Genomic DNA, 3,835 nt, shown 5'->3' on the forward strand with positions numbered 1-3,835 from the left:
TCATTAAAAAAGGACAACTTGCTTTACGGGACAAGTCTGTCCACAATCAAGTGAAGTTCATTCATCAACTATTTGGAATGGCTGCATAAGAACAGATTCCATTAGGAGTCTATATACCTCTTTCAAAAAAATGCAATCTTTGCACCAGAACCATAATTTCTTTCTATCGTATAAAAGATCTCACCTAATTCTGATGCATCTAATGGTCTTCTATCACCAAGCCATGTACTTAAAAGAGTCTCTTGTTTTTGCATAAATTCTACTTCATTAGGATAGGGAATCTTTGGAGGTCTATCATAAATTCCTTTAGAAAGCATTAAATTTAAGGTTTTTTTGTACAACTTAGTAGTGATTTGTAAACATTCATCAAAAAACTCAACGACATCGGACCTCCCAACCTTTGTAAGAACTGTAGCGTAATTGGGAACTGCTACTTGTCCCACACAATAAACAAAACTTAATGCAAACAGATCTGTATAAATAGTCCAATAGAAAAAAGACGCGTTCTAAAATAAACGCGTCCTTTTCTTGAAAAGGAAGAAGCTCCTTGTATATTGAAACAATTGAGTTATTAATAAGCTGCCAATCTAGTTAGGCAGCTTGCTGAAATCTCTCTGTGCTCCCATATAGCTTCCAATAAGATTTTGATAACCAGGAAGTTGGCTAGAAAGTAAAGCACCAAAACCTTCAACATCGTTGCGCCAATCACGTTGTAATTCGCATGCAATGCTAAACCAGTTCAGAAGTTGTACCCCACCATGGGCCATACGCGTTAATGCCGCATCCGCTACTTGTTTGCTAAATGTTCCAGAAGCATCAGTGGCAACAAATACTTCATAACCAGCGTTCACAGCGGAAAGGGCAGGAAATGCAACGCAAACATCTGTCACTACGCCCGCAATGATAAGTTGTTTTTTTCCAGTTTCTTCGATTGCTTTGACAAAATCTTCATTATCCCATGCATTAATTTGTCCAGGACGAGCTATTTTTGGCGCATCAGGAAAGAGTTCAACCAATTCTTGCATGAGTGGTCCGTTAGGTCCGTTTTCAAAGCTTGTTGTTAAAATAACCGGTAAATCAAAAAACTTGGCGGTATTAGCAAAAGCCATGACATTGTTCTTGAATTCGTCAACACCATAGTCACGCACAAGACCGGAAATAAGGCCGGTTTGATGATCAACTAAAAGAACGGCAGCATCATCTTTGTTAAGACGAGAATAGAAATCAGACATTTTAATGTCCTCCCTTAATTTAAGTAATCGAAGAAGATTCATAGATTGGAAAATGATAATAAACCTCTTCGTTTGTTAAAATTTATTGAATTGTATTGTTTTCTATAAACTCATTATGTGTCAGTAGTATTTACTGAAAATAAATGATTGATAAAGCTTGGACTCCTGCAATTAATCTAAAGCTGGAGTGTGATCGATCCAATGAATAAATTGATGTAAATATTGTTGAAGATAACGTTTTGTTTGTTCGTCTGTGAGGACTTTCTGATCAGAATCAATCTTTTTATGTACTTGGGAAATCAGCACTTTTTGAAATGGAAGAACATGAACCTGCATGGCCTCTAGTATTTGTCTGATTTGCATTTGAGCAAAGGCAGTACCTAATCCCCCAGGAGTTGCACCAATTAGGCCAACCGGTTTTCTGCTAAGAACAGCGGATTCCCGAGGTCTTGATGCCCAGTCCAATGCATTCTTTAATACGCCTGGAATTCCAGAATTGTACTCTGGACTTACGATAATGATACCGTCTACGTCCTGAATAGCGGATTTAAATGATGTCACTGTTTCTGGAACGCTTATTTCTAAGTCTTCGTTGAACAAAGGCAGATCATTAATTTCGATCCAACGAAATTGATGTGAATCATCCAGCTCTGTCAATGATTTTGCAATGATTCGATTATAAGAGTTTTTTCGTAAACTACCACAAATAAGGCCGATGGTCTTGTTCATACAATTCCTCCTCGTTTGAAATCACTTATACGTTACCATAATATACCAAAATGGAAGAAGTAACATTATACCTAATTATCAGATTTTTTAATTTAATAAAGTGTTAATTACAAAAAAGCTAGAATAGTAATGGGAATGTAAGGATTTCTCTATTGTTTTCATTTTTTCGGCTTGTGTTTGCTAAATTGCTTAACATAATAGCTAGGTTAAAAAGTACTACATCTAATGAATAATGACGTCTAAAAGAATGAAACGAAATGCTTTTAATCATTGACCGAAACCACCATGTTCCAAAGATATTACAAATGGTTTATGTCAATTTTATTTCCACTTCCAGTTTCTATATATTTCTAGCATACTAGTAACTATAAAGAAATGGAGGGAGTGCAGAGATGGAAGAAAAGAAAGTGACGTGGTTAGAGCTCTTTTATGATTTGTTATTTGTGGCGGCGGTTGCGGCTGCAACTCATGTTTTACTTCATGTTGAAGATGGGCATATCCATGCAGAGTATTTAGTAAAGTTTGTATTAATTTTTATTCCTATTTGGTGGGCTTGGGTAGGGCAAACCATATTTATTAACCGGTTTGGAAAAGATTTATTTCATCAACGAATCTTTTTGATCCTGCAAATGTTTTTTGTACTAATTATGACATCAAGCTTATCAGTTGATTTTGATCCTTATTATCTTTCTTTTTTAATTGGGTATATTGGCTTAAGAGCTGTGACTGCGATCCAATATCTTATTGTCCAGCGGATAGAAACGGGAGTTCGAAAACAAGCAGCCCTCTTTTTGGGAAGGTATTTTTGGATTGGAATCGTCATTTCATTATTCTCCGTCTTTTTTGATTCTTGGGTTCGATATGCTGTGTTGTATACGGGCATCCTTATTGATATCATTGTCCCGGTGCTTGGACGGAAGTGTTTAGAAAAGGTTCCCACCAATACAGCTCACTTATTAGAACGATTTGGTTTATTTACCATTATTCTCTTTGGGGAAGCGCTTATTAGCACTCTTGCGATCATTCAGCCTACACAAGGAAATTGGGAATCAATAGGCTTTGCGATCATTTCATTTATCCTCATTATTTCGATGTGGTGGCAATATTTCGATAATATGGAGAAGAAACTCGACAAGTCTGTACAAACATCCGGCCAAATCATTATTTACGGTCATCTATTTATTTTAATGTCCTTGAGCATGATCTCAGCATCCATTAGACTATTGTTTTTACATGAGGTCCATTACTCCTTTATCTTATTTTTTGTTTTTGGATCTGTTTTGCTCTATTTCCTGTCAACTACCCTTGTTTTCCATCATTATAGACATGTGCACCACCGATTGAAAATTTATCATCTATGGTTATTTTTAGGAATTTTAGCCGTCTTTTTTATAATTAATTTGATTGTAGTAGTACCAAATATCGTGATAATAGCTGAATTAACCTTGTTTTTTATTATCTTTACTAAATTAACAATTTCTAATAAAAAGCAACCGTTGACAAATGAGGTTCATTCGGGAATAAAAAATGTTTAATATTATTTATTTTAAATTTTTCATAAAAAAAATAAGGACAAAACAACAAATATATAAAAATCACATTGGTAAGCTTATATTTTATTTGTTTACATGGATATTTCATAACGCCATCTATTTCAGCCCTATACACAAAAAAGGCGCGTTCTTAAATCAACGCGCCAGTTAACTCATTTATGTTTACTATTAATCCATCGTAGCGTACATATCATATGGTCAATGGATGTACCTATATCGTGCCGTTGATTCAGAAGGAAATACGATTGATTTTTATTTAAACAAAACAAGAAATCATAAGGCTGCAAAGCGCTTTTTCAAGAAAGCTTTGCGGTCTTTTCA

Annotated in this window: 5 protein-coding genes and 3 pseudogenes; 3 read left to right on the forward strand and 5 right to left on the reverse strand. The window is 35.1% G+C overall.

Annotation, left to right across the window (positions count from 1 at the left end):
• Positions 1-89: pseudogene (locus K9V48_RS27295) on the forward strand (IS6 family transposase); the annotation flags it as partial.
• A gap of 33 nt (positions 90-122) precedes the next feature.
• Here the strand turns inward: K9V48_RS27295 and K9V48_RS27300 are convergent.
• From K9V48_RS27300 to K9V48_RS27320, 5 genes and pseudogenes are all read right to left on the reverse strand, one after another.
• On the reverse strand, positions 123-254 hold the full coding sequence (locus K9V48_RS27300) for a YvdQ family spore coat protein (protein ID WP_224142212.1): 132 nt from the start codon (positions 252-254) through the stop codon (positions 123-125).
• Positions 255-272: 18 nt separating this feature from the next.
• A pseudogene (locus K9V48_RS27305) lies at positions 273-482 on the reverse strand (DUF3231 family protein); the annotation flags it as partial.
• 105 nt (positions 483-587) lie between these two features.
• On the reverse strand, positions 588-1,232 hold the full coding sequence (gene ycaC, locus K9V48_RS27310) for an isochorismate family cysteine hydrolase YcaC (RefSeq protein ID WP_224142213.1): 645 nt from the start codon (positions 1,230-1,232) through the stop codon (positions 588-590).
• A 171-nt stretch (positions 1,233-1,403) separates the two neighbouring features.
• A complete protein-coding gene (locus tag K9V48_RS27315; RefSeq protein ID WP_224142214.1) occupies positions 1,404-1,961 on the reverse strand; it encodes an NADPH-dependent FMN reductase in 558 nt (185 codons plus the stop codon).
• Between the two features lie 118 nt (positions 1,962-2,079).
• A complete protein-coding gene (locus K9V48_RS27320; RefSeq protein WP_224142215.1) occupies positions 2,080-2,232 on the reverse strand; it encodes a hypothetical protein in 153 nt (50 codons plus the stop codon).
• A gap of 121 nt (positions 2,233-2,353) precedes the next feature.
• Here K9V48_RS27320 and K9V48_RS27325 point away from each other — a divergent pair, with 121 nt between their 5' ends.
• Both K9V48_RS27325 and K9V48_RS27330 read left to right on the forward strand, forming a co-directional pair.
• Positions 2,354-3,496, forward strand: a complete 1,143-nt coding sequence (locus tag K9V48_RS27325) for a low temperature requirement protein A (RefSeq protein ID WP_224142216.1) — start codon at positions 2,354-2,356, stop codon at positions 3,494-3,496.
• 214 nt (positions 3,497-3,710) lie between these two features.
• A pseudogene (locus tag K9V48_RS27330) lies at positions 3,711-3,835 on the forward strand (DDE-type integrase/transposase/recombinase); the annotation flags it as partial.

The organism is Metabacillus rhizolycopersici, from assembly GCF_020075705.1.

What these genes read in the sequence shown, in the direction of transcription:
- ycaC (WP_224142213.1), bottom strand. Translation starts at nt 1,232, where the DNA reads ATGTCTGATTTCTATTCTCGTCTTAACAAAGATGATGCTGCCGTTCTT.
- K9V48_RS27315 (WP_224142214.1), bottom strand. Translation starts at nt 1,961, where the DNA reads ATGAACAAGACCATCGGCCTTATTTGTGGTAGTTTACGAAAAAACTCT.
- K9V48_RS27300 (WP_224142212.1), bottom strand. Translation starts at nt 254, where the DNA reads ATGCAAAAACAAGAGACTCTTTTAAGTACATGGCTTGGTGATAGAAGA.
- K9V48_RS27325 (WP_224142216.1), top strand. Translation starts at nt 2,354, where the DNA reads ATGGAAGAAAAGAAAGTGACGTGGTTAGAGCTCTTTTATGATTTGTTA.
- K9V48_RS27320 (WP_224142215.1), bottom strand. Translation starts at nt 2,232, where the DNA reads ATGATTAAAAGCATTTCGTTTCATTCTTTTAGACGTCATTATTCATTA.